This window comes from Coleofasciculus sp. H7-2, assembly GCF_042747725.1.
Classification (GTDB): Bacteria; Cyanobacteriota; Cyanobacteriia; order Cyanobacteriales; family FACHB-T130; genus FACHB-T130.
The window spans coordinates 48,291-63,401 of sequence record NZ_JBHZGO010000101.1 but is presented as its reverse complement, the minus strand read 5'-3'; the positions used below and the strand labels follow the sequence as shown (position 1 = coordinate 63,401).

Here is a 15,111-nt window from a genome sequence, read left to right as displayed (position 1 = left end):
ATAGACTTGCAAGCCAATTTCAATCTTAGTATCCTTGGCGTCTGGCGACACCTTTAAGCAGGCTGAAACTCACCTAAGATTTTCACTTCTGGTTCTAAGCACAGAGACCAATGCTGTTCCACTTGCTGCTGAACATAGCGAATCAGATGGAAAATATCGCTAGCTGTAGCACCGCCGCAGTTGAGAATAAAGTTGGCATGGCGCTGGGCGACTTGGGCACCGCCAATCTGGTAGCCTTTGAGTCCAGTTTGTTCAATCAACCAGGCGGCTTTGTGGGAATCAGGATTGCGGAAAACGCTGCCGCAACTTGGCAAATGGTAGGGCTGAGTGGTTCGCCGTTGCTCTAGATGTTTGGCGGTTGTTGCCATAACTTGGGCTGGGTCGGCTCCCGGTTGGAGTTGGAAGGTTGCCTGCGTCACCAAGCGATCGCCTCCTTGCAGGATTGAGGTGCGGTAGGCAAATCCCAGTTGTTGGGGTGTCAAAATCTCAGCTTTTCTGCTGGGTGAGAGGACTTGGACGTTGACTAAAATATCAGCGGTACAGCTGGTGTGAGCGCCTGCATTCATCACCACTGCGCCGCCGACTGTGCCGGGGATGCCAACTGCCCATTCCAACCCTTGCCAGCCGCGTTCTGCTGCCTGCCATGCGAGGCGGGCAATGGGTTCTCCGGCACCTGCACTCACCTGACCCGTTTCCGGATCGAAGTGGGTGTGGCGGAGATGGCGAGTACAGATTGCTAAACCGGGAAGACCTTTGTCGCTCACCAGTAAATTTGAACCGGCTCCCAAGAGAGTGATCGACAATTCTTGATACCGCGCCCACTCAAAACTGGCTTGCAGTTCTTCGGTGCGGCGGGGAGCTACATACCATTCGGCTGGGCCTCCGACCCGAAAAGAGGTCAAGCTAGAGAGGGGAGCTTGCGATCGCACAATACAATCGGTTCCAGGTAGGTAAAGGGGTGAAGAAGACTTGGGGGATTTTTTCTGGGGGGAAGAAGCGTCTACAACGCTGGGTGGATCATAAGAGAGAGTCATATCAATATCACAATTTTGAATGCCGAGACATCTGAGGCCACAACATGAGTTTTGAGTAATTTTGAATGAATCTGTTAGCTGGGAACTTACTTTACTCACAAGTACGACTTCAATTCAGCTAACGGATTCAGTCATCACCGATTACTTGAGGCTGGCTTCGTCAGTTTTTTGATAGAACGCCATGACCTCAGGAATAATCTGATTGAGGTTCCCCGCCCCCAAAAACAGAGCCAAGTCGCCCGGTCGGAGGATTTCTGTAAGTAACTTACAGATTGACGGCAGAGACGGTTGGTAATGCACGTTCGGATGATTAGCCGCAACTAATTCCGCGACCTGTTCACCGCTAATTTGCCCCAAATTGGGTTCTCCGGCGCTATAAATATCGCACAGAACCACAATGTCGGCATCTTTAAAAGATTGAGCAAATTCCGGTAAAAAAGCGAGCGTCCGGCTGTAGCGGTGCGGTTGGAAAATAGCGACAAGCCGTCGCGGCGGCAACACTTGCAAGCGCGCCGCTGACAGTGTTGCCAGAAGTTCGCTGGGATGGTGAGCATAATCATCCACAAAGTAGATACCATTGCGCTCGCCCCGCAGCTCAAATCGGCGGCGGGCACCCTCGAAAGTAGCGATCGCCTCTGCAATTACCTCAAAATCCATCCCCAGCTGACGACCCACAGCCACGGCTGCTAGGGCATTGCTGAGATTGTGCTTTCCTAGCAACTTTAAGGAGAGCTTCCCCAAAATTTCTCCCCGTTCCCAGACTTGTGCCTCTGTGCCATCAGCCCGATAATCCACCTCATCGACTGTATAATCAGCCCCAGAATCTCGCCGCAAGCTGTAGCCGATCGTGGGTTGCAGACAATCTCTGACTACAGCACAATCAATGCACCCCACCAAGGTTTTACAGCGTTTGGCAAATATCTGGAAGGTGGTAATCACCTCTTCGAGCGATTCATAGTGATCTGGATGATCCAGTTCAATGTTTGTAACCACGCCAATTGTGGCTGAGAGTCTCGATAAAGACCCATCTGATTCATCCGCTTCCGCGACCAGATAGGGGCCGTCTCCCAACCGCGCGTTGCCTCCCCAGGCATTCACTTCACCGCCGACCACGATTGTTGGGTCTAATCCTGCTTGTAGCAGTAAATACCCAATCAAACTACTGGTTGTGGTTTTCCCATGAGTACCAGCGACAGCAATACTTTGGTAATGCTGGATCAAAGCTGCTAATAAATCCGAACGATGAAAAATCGGACAGCCTAATTCAATGGCTGCCCGATATTCAGAGTTTGCCGGATTGATTGCGGTTGAACAAATCACTTGGGGTAGAGCCATTGCTCTAAGTTTTGCAGATGACCCTCGACTAGACCGGGTAGCTCCAGTTTCTACAGGTTCCCAGGATGGTTCCTGGCGATCGCTTATACCAATAACTGCCGTTGGTAATGCTTCGTAGACTGAGTCCTCGGTTGGTTGAAAAAATTCCAAGTTTGAGGCGTCTTGACTTCCAAAAACATGAGTGCCAACGGCCTGCAAACGTTTAGTAATATGGCTGGAATGAATATCCGATCCAGATACAGGCAGCTTACGCTTGGCTAGAACGTAGGCGAGAGCTGACATTCCAATTCCACCAATGCCGATGAAATGAAATGGCCTCCCGGTAAAATCAACAGTATTCGGCATCTTAACTCCTTACACACCACACACACCAGGCTGCACGGATAACACGCGCTATCATATCAAGAATTGATTTTTCCTGATACAACCTTGTCAAGATTTACAGCACAATCCCAAAAGCGCGATCGCAGAATGCACTTTTCTTCGCTTAACTGCACTTTAGGTCATTTCTAAAAAGAGCGGCTTCTATCATGGGATGGTTTTTATCTTTACACGTCAAAATGCATTTCAGTCCGGAAACTTCTTGCAAAGACTAACACCAAGACAGTAGCAGATCATCCGCATTTTTACTGCTTAAGCTGGAGAATAGGAGACAAGCCACAACGGATCTTGTATGCAAAACTTGGGAATTTTGGGTGGCACCTTTGATCCCATTCACTGGGGACACCTGTTGATGGCGGAAACTGCCTTATCTCAAGCGTCTCTGAACCAGGTCATTTGGGTACCGAGTCGTTGTCCTCCCTACAAAGTGGCGGTGGAATTTGAGCATCGCGCTCAAATGGTGCAACAGGCGATCGCAGACCATCCAGCCTTTGTCCTCTTGCCTGTGGAGCCAAATTGTACCCGTCCAGATTATGCCATTCATACACTGCTTGACCTACAAAATCTCTACTCCAGTACCCACTGGTACTGGATTATTGGCATGGACGCTTTTGGAAACTTACCCCGTTGGTATCGGCGTCAGGAACTTGTACCAGCTTGTGAATGGTTAGTAGCACCGCGTTCAAAATCACTTGCCTCAATGGATGATCCTCAGGAGAATTTGTGCCACCAGGTGCAAGAGCAGCTTGCCGCCCAAGGGTTGACTATTCGCTGGCAGTTGTTGAAAATGCCAAAAGTGGGCATCTCATCGAGTTTGATTCGCCACTACTGTCGCCAAGGACACTCAATTCGTTATTTAGTCCCAGAAGCCGTCAGAGTATATATTTCCACCCACAACCTCTACGGAGGAGTTAAGAATTAAAAATTAAGAATGAATTATTTTTTATTTTTATTGCATAGACAATGCTGAACAGTGTCTGATGCCTGTCGCGTCCCTCTGAATGGGCGAACTCTTACCTCCATTGCACTCAGCTCTTCTTGCATTCCACAATACTGGGCTTACATTGCCCGTAGATCTTCTGCCGAAACCCGTTTTTTGTTATTTATTTGGCGAATTCAACTTGATGGTCATTGAGTTTCACTTTTAAGCACTAAGTCATAGAAGGCGATCGCTTCTTGATATCATTTCAAATGATTTGATAGCACATTCGCCATCTGCATCGGAATCGGATTACTCACCAATCGTGCTTCAAGATCGGGTAATTAGGCTGGAGCTATATGGTTTCGTCATAGCAGGGAGGCGATCGCTTCTGGATACTGTCCTAAGCTACTAAGCGTGTAGCCTCACAAATACCTAGCGAATAATCTGGCTTTAGTTTTAGCCCCTAGTCAAAAGCTGCGATAGCGAAGCGTGCGCTCTACTCGCATTCGCTTGTTTATACTTACCTAGTCGCCGCAACTTGCTAGGTAGCTTAAACAACTCATCAGCACCTCTACCTTAAGTAACAAGTTTCGCGGTAGGTGTTGAACGGCGGGTAATATTAGATTTTGGCATCTAAGCCAGCGCCCGATTGCTTGCCATTTCTGTACTTATCAGAGTTCCTAATGCTACCGCCAGCAAAAAATTGAAATTCTTCATCGTATGCTTTTAGGTGCTATTCATTCTAAAAATAGCTACGAATTTTTGTAGAGACTAACAAGAAAATACGCAATGAAATTAAAAGCTTAATCGCTTAAATGCGAGAAAAAACTAACAAAATAATAGTTTTGACCAAAATTTAATCTGCAAAAGCTTCTGAATAGGTTAATTTGAGCCTCGACTTGCTACGCTTCCCCTAATCTCTGGCGATGGGATTTCAGAACTGCCGCAAAATTGTATGCGATCGAGATGCTATGTAACACGCTGCTCGTCGCCCTCTTGCCCCAACTTTTGTCCTCTCCCCGGTAAAAACGCTCCTTTGCGAGATCCCAACCAAATTCGATTGAGGAGAATCGCTGCAAACCACTAGGTAGAATTGTTCAGCCTTTGCGATATGATTGGGGTCATTAACAGGAAAATACTGTAGGTCACCAGACAGAGGGCAAGACGCTGTGATTAGAGTAGCGATCAACGGTTTTGGACGCATCGGACGTAACTTTATGCGATGCTGGCTGGGTCGGGAAAATAGCAATATAGAAGTCGTCGCTATCAATGACACTTCTGACCCAAGAACCAACTCCCACTTGCTGAAATATGATTCCATGCTGGGGAAGTTTAACGCTGATATCAGTTACGATGACAACTCCATCACTGTTAACGGCAAAACGATCAAATGCACATCGGATCGCAACCCAGAAAACTTGCCTTGGAAAGATTGGGAAATTGACCTAATTATCGAATCAACTGGCGTCTTTACCAGCAAGGAAGGGGCATCCAAGCATTTAAACGCTGGAGCTAAGAAAGTTCTGATTACCGCTCCCGGTAAAAACGATGACGGCACCTTTGTGGTAGGCGTCAACGATAAAGACTATGACCACGACAAGCATGTTGTGATCAGCAATGCCAGCTGCACCACCAACTGCCTAGCGCCCGTTGCCAAAGTGCTGCACGAACAGTTCGGCATTATCAAAGGCACGATGACCACCACCCACAGCTATACCGGCGACCAGCGTTTACTGGATGCTTCTCACCGGGATTTGCGGCGGGCACGGGCGGCAGCGCTCAACATTGTTCCCACCTCAACGGGTGCCGCCAAAGCAGTAGCTTTGGTGTTGCCAGAGCTGAAGGGCAAGCTGAATGGGATTGCTTTGCGGGTGCCAACTCCAAACGTTTCCGTAGTGGATTTGGTGATTCAAGTCGAGAAGCAGACCTTCACTGATGAAGTGAACCAAGCGCTGAAAGCTGCTGCTGAAGGCCCGATGAAAGGCATTCTGGAATACAACGAACTGGAGCTAGTCTCCAGCGATTATCGGGGTAGCGATGCTTCTTCCATTGTGGATGCCAGTCTGACGATGGTTATGGGCGGAGACCTGGTTAAAGTTATCGCTTGGTACGACAACGAGTGGGGTTACAGTCAGCGGGTTGTAGACTTGGCTGAACTGATGGGTCAGAAGTGGAAAGCTTAAAAATGCTGAAATCCTTGGCTTAGGGTGAGTTGTTGGTCGGGATAGACGCCGGTGGAGTCTACTAATAAGACGTTTGAGCCGGTAGTAATTTTGCCGACCACAGCTGCTCCTTTGCCCAGTCGTTTTATTAACGCCTGGGCTTTTTCTAGAGGTAAGCACAGCACCAGTTCAAAGTCTTCACCACCGTATAAAGCCCAGTTCAGAGCTTGTTCGGCAGGCACGAGCTGAGTAAGGGCATGAGTCAGGGGAATCTCACCGCGCTCGACATAGGCGCCCACTCGACTACACCGGCAGATTTGCACAATGGCGTCTGCTAGACCGTCGCTGCTGTCCATGCCAGCCACTAGCATTTTAGATTTTGGATTTTGGATTTTGGATGGGGAATCTAAAATTTCCCACAAAAGCGGCAACACATCTAGCCTGGGCTTGGGACGCTGGTGAGCTTCGATTAAAGATGCTTTCTCAGTGTCACTGAGGTGTTGACCCAACTCTGGGTGAAGCAGTAATTCTAGACCAGCTCGTGAGGCTCCGTGAACGCCAGTGACGACAATGGCATCCCCTACCTGAGCATTTGAGCGCCGAAGGATCTGAGTTGGGGAAACTTGACCAAAGGCGGTAATCGCGACGGTAATCACCGATGAGCGGCAAATATCGCCGCCGACGATGGCTGTGTTGTATTGTTGCAGGCATTCGGTGAGTCCCTGATAGAGTCGCTCAACCCAGGTGACAGGTGTATCACCAGTGACGCTCAAACCTACAGTAATGCCTAGAGGAAGTGCCCCCATTGCGGCTAGATCGGATAAATTGGCAGCTGCGGCACGCCAACCAGCGTCTTCTGGGGAAGTGGTGCGATCGCTAAAATGAGTTCCATCTACCAGTAAATCTGTCGTCACTACCAATTCTTGACCGGGCTGAATGGTCATCACCGCCGCATCATCCCCCACAACTTCCGGCGGACAAAAGCGCTGCAATCTTTCTAATAAACCTTGTTCTCCAATATCTCGAATTTTCATGCATCTAAACTATTCAGTGTCTGATAGTTTAGCGGCTAGAAGAAACGCGATCGCTAAAATCTACTCATCCAGCAACACATCTGTCGTCGCTACCAGCAATTGTCTAGGCTGATCTCAAAATGACAATATCTGGGGTGTACCAATCTGCCTCACCCCAATCCTCTCTAAATTGGCAAAAAAAATTGGGACTAGAAGGCTTGTTCAGCATCTAATCCCGATTAATATGTGCGTTGTTTAAAAAATTGAGAATTAGGAAACCTTAGCAGCTTGACGGCGGCGGCGAGAAACCACTAAAGCACCTGCTACCATTCCTAAACCCGCCAAGGTTGCTGGTTCAGGCACGTCTTTGGTAGCTACTACCTTATAGTCAGGACCGTTAAAGCCCTTGAAGCTTGACAGCCGGAGACCAACAGCCTTCTGTGACCCCTTCAGACCTAAAGAACCAACCTTCTGATTTTCGTTGATTTCTTTGGTGTTGATACTGTAGCCAGCATCCGTCCACATATTTCTGGTAATCGTGAACGTTTCTAGCACGTTTCCAAATTTATCCAGAGAATCAACCTTTAGATCGCTGTTCCCAGCTGTCTGAGTAGCCCCAGGCTTCGGATTGCCTCTTTCAAAGAAGAAGAATGTGTCTGTTGCCTTCCCGAAGAAAACTTCGATTATAGATGTTCCATAGTCATCTTCAGTGTCAATGATGCTGTTGAGATTCAAGTTGCCTAGGCTAGCAACGATATCAGCAGCAGCGGGGTGTTCCTTTCTAGGTCCCTCCGGCAGATACGGATCGCTTACAGTATCATCTCCGTGGTCGGAACTGCCAGGACCGAAATTTTTCAGGTCATTTTGGATAATTTTGGCACCTGTAACTAGAGAGAAGTCTTTGATCGTAGTGGAATCAAAAGTAACTGCCTCTAGCTTGATATCCTTTTTGGGGTCAGCAGGATTTGGAGAAAAGGTGGTATCGAACGTGAAGGGAGCAAAAGCCTGAGCCGAAGTTGCACCAAAAGCTAGAAGGCTGCCAGCCATTAAGCTGATGAAGGCTGAAGTCTGTTGAAGTTTCATCTGGTTCACCTTAATTGATCCGAAGTTTAGGATTTTAAATTTCCGCATATTCAGCGTTTGAGTTTTGTTGCTATTTTTTAGTTGAACCTAGTAGTTTGCTTGAGTGTTCCGGATGATTTTGTTGGAAACTACTTAAGCACCTGATGAACGAAGAATGGTTATCTAAGAGATGACTCTAGCTTTTAGTAGCAAACTCAGGAGACCGCGTAAATATGCTTGGCTTTGTTATTCCTAATATAGGGAATCCTCCGAGCGGATAGCAATCATTCGGACGTATCTTTACTGACTCTTTAACATCACCCGTAGTTTCTACAGAAACTTGTAAAGCTGGAGTGAAGTAAAGGTCTGGGGCTAAGAATATATATGTATCCGGATTTTTTACGATTAAATAAAAACAATCTATAAAATTTCCGGGAAACTACGGCTTACTAAATTTCTATTATTTAAAGAAAATAAAAGGCTCTTCATTACTTGGTATGCTAAAAAGTTGATTCCAAAACTTGAAAGGCTTACCTAGCAAGGTATAACGATTTTGGACTGTATTTTCTATTTAATAAACGCTAAATTGGCTTAAATTCATGGCTAGTATAGCTTGTGGCGCTTCTTGACTATAAATTTAGCATACCAACTACGGAAGAGCCAAATAAAATAACCGAGAAATTACTGACAACGGAATAGTTTAACTGCGGGAAATACTGAGAAAATGGCTTTGAAAACGGCTGGAGTTAATAGTTAGTAGGAGAAAATACTTAAAAAAATGGATGCAAAAACGGGCGAAGCCTTTCCCAATTTGGGGATAAACCCCTGGTTAAGGAGAGGAATGCTTCGCCCGTTCAACTTCCAGCAAAGAAAACGGATTCTATCAGACTAGGGAAATTTTAGGGTTACTTTAACCGGCTATTCAAGCGGATTTTAAACAAGTTTGTGCTTCCTGGGCTACTTGCTCGACTTGATCATTCGCTAGAGCTTCTAATGTCGAGCGTGCTTCTGCTCCACCCAGGCGATTGAGCGCCTGTACCACCCGGTAGCGGATCTGCCAATCCGAATGGGTGGAATAGGGAACGATGAGGGGAACTGCACGCGGATCTCCCAATTCTCCCAGAGAAGAGATAGCAGCAGTTTGTACTAAGTCGTTACCAGAGGTGAGAGCTTCTTCTAGTAGTTCAAACCCTCTGCTGTCGCCCATTTCTCCCAAAGCAGCAACAATGCTGAACTTGACGAGCCACTCAGGGGTTTGGTTGTAAACTTGCTGCAAGTCATCGAAGGCTTCTTTTAACTGTAGCGCTCCCAAAGCATCAGCAGCGGCAGCTTGGACATCTGCTTCCGAGTCATTGAACAAGCGATCGCGCAAAACGGTCAAAGATTTTTGTAAATCTTCTTGTCCCAGGGTATCCATCTGGCTGACAGCGGCATATCTGACGCGGGTATTGCTGTCCGTCACGGCTGGTTGTACCAGCTCAAATGCGATCGCCCGTTCCAGCTGGCGCAGCTGGTTAATGCCACGAATGCGATCGCCAAAATTTTCTGAACCCAGCAATTCTCTAACAGACTCAGGGGTAATGCTCATTATTATTTGATTATTGATTAGTTTTCAGTTGTCACTCGTTATGAGTCATTAGTCATTAGTCCTTTGCGGCTTCCTCCCAATGACTAATGACCAGGATTAATCGATCTCAGATGCCATTGCCCGCACAATATCCCCACGGGTGAGGATACCAATCACCTGACCATTTTTATCAATCACCGGCAAGCGGCGAACATTTCGCTCGTGCATCAGCGCAGCGGCTTCCCGTAAAAGTTTGTCCGCTGTAATGGTAATCGCATCGTGGGTCATCACTTCCCCAACCGTTTGCCCCAGAGACTTGTGCAAGTCTCGTTCAAAGGTGGCTGGATTTTGCAGGTAAATCACGCTATCTAGAAACATGATGTAAGCCGGGGGAGTCACCCCTTTTTCTTGCCACATCAAGTCAGTTTCCGAGATAACGCCCACCAATTTGCCAGTTTGCTCGACTACTGGCAGACCGCTGATGTGTCGTTCCGCCAAGATTTGGATGGCCTCCTTGAGAGGTGTTTCAGTCCGTACCACGATCGGGTCGCGGCTCATAACGTCGGCTACAGTTTTGGGCATACAAGGCTTAACTGCTATCACAGGATCACTGGCTTAATTGTAAGGAATTGCAGGGATCAATTGTCCTTTGTCAGTTATCAGGTGCTGTTGACGAATGGCTAAAGTCGGTTTCGCAGTAGGCGCACAGGATATGTGTACAGTTAGCGATCGCGCCTAAATGTGCAATCTCATAGCCATGCGTGTTTTGCGTCGGAAACGCCAGACACGCAGCACGGGCGACATGACCGAACTTCATAGCAATTGAGCCATCGCTGCCAAAACCACTCAACGTCGCCAATTGCACAGGGATATTCAGATTCTTGGCAACTTGCCGCAACTGACGATTTAAAGCTTCATCGTAGATTCCATAGCCATCTTGGGAAAGCAACACCGGCGCAATCCCATCGGCAATTGGGTATTCGGGAGCCAAAGGACAGATTTCCAGCGCAATCAAAGCATCCACACGTTGCTTCTGAGTAAAGTACATTGCCCCAATTGCGCCAACTTCCTCCTTCGCAGAAGCCACCAGATAAATATCAACTGGAGGCTGCTTTACCGTTTCAGCCAGCGCTAACAAAATCGCTACAGACGCCTTATTATCCAGCGTATAGCTGGCAATCCAATCCTTCAACTGCACGGGACGCTTGCGATGCTTCCCCACCACCATTCGGGTTCCCGGTCGAATTCCCGCTATTTCTAGTTCTTCGGGCGTGCATTTGGTTTCCACCCAAGCATCTTCCCAGCGCACTGGTTTGTCTTCCTGCTGGGATTTTTGGGGGGATTCATGGGAGATGTGGCGCGATCCAAAAGAGAGAATCCCAGTAATTGTTTGCTCGTCTCCCAGTAAGTCTACAGCGCCCTCGCCATAAACCCACGGAAACGCGCCGCCCAGCCTCCGTACTTCCACCCGTCCCTCGTCGCCGACTTGTTTGACAATGCCGCCAATTTCGTCTTTATGGGCAGTGATGGCGATGCCTCTCTCTTGCTTTTGACCGGCTATTTTGGCAATGATATTTCCGGCATTATCCTGCCAAACTTCCACTCCCAGCGCTTTAAATCGACTCATCAACAATTGGTCAATTTCTTCCTCCGCACCGCTGGGAGAATGGTGCAGCACTAACTCTTCAATAGTGTTAAACAGATTGTCGTAATCCAACAAAGTCATGCTTAAAAGTATGAAGTGTGAAATATCAAGGATGAACGGTGAAATTTAGCCTTAACATGAACTCCTTCATCCTTGAGCCTTCATCCTTTATACTTCAGTCTTTATTGAGCTGGCTTTTTTCTGTTTGCGCCGCCTCAGCGAACTCGCCCCTAAAGCACCGAAGGCTAATATCCCCAATGCAGAAGCCGGTTCCGGAACGCTTTTTTGAGGTTCGGGCGCTGGTGTCAGCGCTGCAAATGCTAAGTCTGCCACTAGCTTATGACCAGCGGTTGTGGGATGGATGTCGTCCCAGAACAAAAAACTGTCTGGGTTATCGCATACATCGTAGTTCAAATCAAAGGGAAAATTGTAGTTGGTTAGGCAAGAGCCAGTCACATTTGTGAAACCAAATTTCTCTTTATTTGTGATCGCATTGTTAAATAAAGAATTGATATCGAGAGATTTGAGGTTGATTCCGTTTAATGACTGGCTCAAACTAGCAAGAGTCTGGCTCAAGCCCAAGTTATGTAATCCGGTCAACTGGCTGAGACCGTTGGACACATTACTACCACCACTAAGACCGATGGGAGCCTTTCCCAAATCTGGTAAGTTAGCCACGAGGAAATTTCGAGCGCCAACGTTGAAAAGCGATGTCACCGCCGCCGATATATTCTTGACTGGCTCAGTCGGATTTGTAACGCCACCACCGAGGTAATCATTGCCACCTGCCCAGACTATATATAGAGCTTCTGAGTCAGCAGATTGATTGGTTGCCGCCAAACCACTCTTAAAGAAATTGATTTCCGTCTGCAATCCCGGTAAAAGCGAACCAGCGACGTTACTGCTTCCTGAGGTAGCACCACCGAAAGCGAAGTTAATGCCGTCGCTAGAGCTAGCACTTCCTCCAAGGTTAGTGAACAGAGCCGGAGCTAATCCCAACTTATCGGCTAAAGCCTCCACCCAGAGCGGGCCATTAGAAAAACGTCCCTGATAGTAGGGTGGAGTTTGGGGAAAGAATCCTTGCGTAAGATTGAACACATTGCCAGTATCTGAGAGGCTGTCACCAAAGACGTAAATTTTATCAAAGGACGCCGCTACTGCTTTAAGTGGCAATAGGAAAGAAAAAAGCACAAATCCTGTGGCTAGAACTTGCTTTTTCATGGTTATCTTTTTCTCCGTATTTTCTGCTACGTTTTCCCCAACTCTATAGAGTTTTGGATGAAGTTCTTGCAAATTTATCGCCAAATAATGTAAAGTTTATGTGAATTTAAGGCTAATTCCAGTGAAAACCCACAGGGGCAGTACTATAATTTATTTTTTAAGATTTTTTTAATAGATTCTGACACTGCCTCCACCTACGCTTCTCAAAGGGGAGCTGTTGTATTCCAAAGAATGCACGAAGCGATCGCTTACCTCCAGCAAGGGCTTTGCCTAATTGCGATCGCTTCATTGACTGCTTTTGATTGTCAAGCTTATTGATTCGGAGAACTTAACGGTGTAGGCTCCGGCGTAGATGTCGCTGATGGCTGGCTCTGTTGACGCTGGCTCTGCAAAGCATCTTGAGCAGATACCCCTTCACCTTCAGCGCCAAAGTACCAGACCGCCGCCGCCGCCTCAGCCCTCGTCACGGGTTTTTTCGGCTGGAACAGCGTCGTATACCCAAAAACCCGCCGGATATTTGCCAATTCTCCATTTTGGAAATCTGCCAATACCGCCCGCAACGCCTTCGGCTCAATTTTGCCTGCATCCTGAAATCCCCACGTTTGCTTCACTGCGTCAACCGAAGCGGTGGGCAAAGTCTGGCGCGTATCTAGGGGCACTTTCCAGAGAATCAAGTTTTCGCGGGTAAGCGGTGCATCGGGGCGAAACAACACAGCGGTAGCATCACCCGTCAACCGACTGGGAATTAAACCTGCTTCTGCTAAACCTTGAATTGCTGGAAAATCAGGTTCGCTGCGGGGAATATCCTGGAAAGCCGGTTGGACATCTGCTGATGCTAAACGGATTTGCTTACCCGGACTATTGGCATAAATCTGATTATTCGCAGCTACCAGCCAACGCGCATACTGGCGGCGGGTGATGGTTTTATTTGGCTCAAACTGTTCGCCTGCGGCGGAATTACTCTTGGAACCACCAGAGTTGAGCGAAAGTACACCCAATGCTGCCAGGTTTTCTACGTGCTGACGTAATTCTTGGGGTGCTTTGTTGATATCTGTAAATACAGAGGGTTCAGAGGGAGACTCAGGCTTGCCGGTAGTTGCCTCAGTAGTTGGCTGACTGGCGACATCTGAATTACTCGGTGACGGTGCTGTTGCTTCGCTGCCGTCGCGGACATACTGAATGGTAAATTGTGTGGTACTAGCTGCATTATTAGCGGCAGTAGGTTGAGTCGGCGAGGGCGTTGAGATAAAACTATTACTACCGGAACCCGACTGGATGGATACGGTAACTTTCAGGTTATTCCGGTGAGCTACTAAGATATCTGTCGGGGTAGCAGTACCTTCGGCAGTCTCAGTTGGCTGACTCACAATTTCCCAGTTATTCGATTGAAATTCCTTCTGGTAAAAGGTTTGGACAGAGTTGCTGGGGTCAGAAGTCGTCCAACGGAGGCTCTGTCCTTGATTAGAATCGGCTGTTGGTGGCGTGACTTCTTGCAGCTGAGCCTCTGGATAGACGGGAATCTCAGATGGGAAATCAGAGGGGAGTGCGACAAGCGTTTCGTTCTGAGAGTTGTTTTGAGATGGCAAACCAAACGTAGCGGGATTGTCTTTAAGTTTAGGGTCTGCTGCGAGCGATCGCTCTAGCGCTTCACCATTAGGACTGTTAGCGCAAGCACTTAAGGAAATCAGCAGGCAACCGATAAATCCGGTAAGTATAACAGGACGTTTAGAAAATAACACAGCAAAAACTGGAGAACACATCTTCACTATCTACGCTAGCGCAGATAGTAGAAGACGGTTTCCAGTTCCTGGTTAAGTTCCTGTTAGTTGCTTTCAATAGCTATAACATTTTTCTAAGAGTCTCACTCTAGCGTCACTTTCTCCTGAAAACGCTTATGCAGTTGACTGCCTACAAACGCTAAAGCAACTAAAGCCATACCCGCAGTTCCAGTAGGCTCTGGCACCTCGTGAGGCGCTGGGGCTGGTGGCAAAATTGCTCCAGCAACTGCAACGCCATCATTGCCACACTCAAGAAATATATTAGCAACGTAGTCTCCAAAGCCAAGAAGAGACTTGTTCAACTGGAACCCAATGGTTTGCTCTCCACTTGCCAAAAAGTGACTAAAGTCAAGTCCAGCGGCACTCAATGCAGAGGCGGTGAGCATGGTAATGTCACCCACTTTTGTACCTGAGCCAATTACATTCAGAATGGAGCCTTGACCTAAGTAGGCATAAGCATCAGCTTTGGTGGCAATATCTGTGCCTTGAGTATTCTCCCGATTCCATCCATAATCATAGTATTGCTTCAAAGTACTATATCCCTGGTTCGCTCCAGTGACGGTAGTGGCTTGGACATTTTTGTAGACGCCAGTGCTGGAAGCCATTGAATCGTTAGTTCCAGCAAAGCGAATCCCAAACAAACTGTTTGTATCACTGGCAGCTTTAAAAGTTTGATCGGTGAAATTGAAAAATAAATCTCCCCAACCAATGTTTTTGTCAGCAGCGCCACTAGCGTAAGTTCCTGTCAAGGGCGTACCACCAGTCAGAGCTACAAAAATGCTGTCACTGGTTTCCCTTATTGCCATACCCTTAATTTCATAACCAGAGCCACCAGAGCCATCATTAAAGGCATCAATTCCATAGTTCCAATCTTTGTAGATCGTTCCTGCGTTAGCCTGCTGCCCAGTCGCAGACATCAAGCACAGAGTTGCCGTAGCACCAGCTATTAAGGTTGCAATATTACGCAATTTCATATTATGAAAACTCCTTT

At 47.5% G+C, this 15,111-nt stretch carries 12 protein-coding genes; 2 read left to right on the top strand and 10 right to left on the bottom strand.

What is annotated here, in order from left to right:
- Nucleotides 1-53: 53 nt before the first annotated feature.
- Complete coding sequence (gene murB, locus ACFW2W_RS20425; protein ID WP_378182422.1) at nucleotides 54-1,034, bottom strand: UDP-N-acetylmuramate dehydrogenase; 981 nt, start codon at nucleotides 1,032-1,034, stop codon at nucleotides 54-56.
- 141 nt (nucleotides 1,035-1,175) lie between these two features.
- Nucleotides 1,176-2,714, bottom strand: a complete 1,539-nt coding sequence (murC, locus tag ACFW2W_RS20420) for a UDP-N-acetylmuramate--L-alanine ligase (RefSeq protein WP_378182419.1) — start codon at nucleotides 2,712-2,714, stop codon at nucleotides 1,176-1,178.
- Between the two features lie 328 nt (nucleotides 2,715-3,042).
- Between murC and nadD the strand changes: the two genes are divergently transcribed.
- Together nadD and ACFW2W_RS20410 are read left to right on the top strand one after the other, a co-directional pair.
- Nucleotides 3,043-3,672 (top strand): nicotinate (nicotinamide) nucleotide adenylyltransferase, encoded by a 630-nt coding sequence (gene nadD, locus ACFW2W_RS20415; RefSeq protein ID WP_378182416.1) that lies wholly within the window; start codon nucleotides 3,043-3,045, stop codon nucleotides 3,670-3,672.
- Between the two features lie 1,169 nt (nucleotides 3,673-4,841).
- Entirely contained in the window at nucleotides 4,842-5,855 is a 1,014-nt protein-coding gene (locus tag ACFW2W_RS20410) for a type I glyceraldehyde-3-phosphate dehydrogenase (protein ID WP_378182413.1), read from the top strand.
- Here the strand turns inward: ACFW2W_RS20410 and thiL are convergent.
- The 8 genes from thiL to ACFW2W_RS20370 all read right to left on the bottom strand — a co-directional run bounded on the left by thiL (nucleotide 5,852) and on the right by ACFW2W_RS20370 (nucleotide 15,094).
- Nucleotides 5,852-6,868 carry a thiamine-phosphate kinase gene (gene thiL, locus ACFW2W_RS20405; RefSeq protein ID WP_378182410.1) on the bottom strand — a complete coding sequence of 339 codons (1,017 nt, stop codon included), beginning with the start codon at nucleotides 6,866-6,868 and terminating at the stop codon, nucleotides 5,852-5,854. The genes ACFW2W_RS20410 and thiL overlap by 4 nt on opposite strands.
- Before the next feature lie 249 nt (nucleotides 6,869-7,117).
- On the bottom strand, nucleotides 7,118-7,930 hold the full coding sequence (locus tag ACFW2W_RS20400) for an exosortase-dependent surface protein XDP2 (protein WP_378182407.1): 813 nt from the start codon (nucleotides 7,928-7,930) through the stop codon (nucleotides 7,118-7,120).
- Between the two features lie 901 nt (nucleotides 7,931-8,831).
- Complete coding sequence (gene nblB, locus ACFW2W_RS20395) at nucleotides 8,832-9,497, bottom strand: phycobilisome degradation protein NblB (protein ID WP_378182404.1); 666 nt, start codon at nucleotides 9,495-9,497, stop codon at nucleotides 8,832-8,834.
- Between the two features lie 96 nt (nucleotides 9,498-9,593).
- Entirely contained in the window at nucleotides 9,594-10,058 is a 465-nt protein-coding gene (locus ACFW2W_RS20390; protein ID WP_378182401.1) for a CBS domain-containing protein, read from the bottom strand.
- A gap of 70 nt (nucleotides 10,059-10,128) precedes the next feature.
- Nucleotides 10,129-11,202: a M42 family metallopeptidase gene (locus ACFW2W_RS20385; RefSeq protein ID WP_378182398.1), complete on the bottom strand. Its 1,074-nt coding sequence runs from the start codon at nucleotides 11,200-11,202 to the stop codon at nucleotides 10,129-10,131.
- An 87-nt stretch (nucleotides 11,203-11,289) separates the two neighbouring features.
- Nucleotides 11,290-12,342, bottom strand: coding sequence for an SGNH/GDSL hydrolase family protein (locus ACFW2W_RS20380; protein WP_378182395.1), 1,053 nt, complete (start codon nucleotides 12,340-12,342; stop codon nucleotides 11,290-11,292).
- 311 nt (nucleotides 12,343-12,653) lie between these two features.
- Nucleotides 12,654-14,102 (bottom strand): S-layer homology domain-containing protein, encoded by a 1,449-nt coding sequence (locus ACFW2W_RS20375; RefSeq protein ID WP_378182392.1) that lies wholly within the window; start codon nucleotides 14,100-14,102, stop codon nucleotides 12,654-12,656.
- A 101-nt stretch (nucleotides 14,103-14,203) separates the two neighbouring features.
- Entirely contained in the window at nucleotides 14,204-15,094 is an 891-nt protein-coding gene (locus ACFW2W_RS20370; protein ID WP_378182389.1) for an XDD3 family exosortase-dependent surface protein, read from the bottom strand.
- Nucleotides 15,095-15,111: the final 17 nt, after the last annotated feature.